General features: G+C 43.9%; 1 tRNA gene and 1 rRNA gene. Both read right to left on the minus strand.

From position 1 onward, the window contains the following. Positions 1-105, minus strand: a 23S ribosomal RNA gene (locus M3610_RS27605); the annotation flags it as partial. Between the two features lie 141 nt (positions 106-246). After that, positions 247-322 (minus strand) — tRNA-Ala (locus M3610_RS27610). Between the last annotated feature and the right edge of the window lie 31 nt (positions 323-353).

Raw genomic sequence — 353 nt, forward strand, 5'->3', positions numbered from 1 at the left:
GGATCAAAGCTTACTTACAGCTCCCCGAAGCATATCGGTGTTAGTCCCGTCCTTCATCGGCTCCTAGTGCCAAGGCATTCACCGTGCGCCCTTTCTAACTTAACCTAAAAGGTTTATAACTCTTACTCACATAAGAGAGAAAATCTAAAATGGCGATTACTCGATGTTTACTTTGCTTCTTCATTACGATTATCTAGTTTTCAAAGAACGAATGAGTTGAAAGTTATTTGCTTTCACAAAAAACTTTGGTGGAGTCTAGGGGGATCGAACCCCTGACCTCCTGCGTGCAAAGCAGGCGCTCTCCCAGCTGAGCTAAGACCCCATTATGAAAGTGAAAGTATGGTGGGCCTAAA

The sequence above is a fragment of the Neobacillus sp. MER 74 genome, from assembly GCF_023714155.1.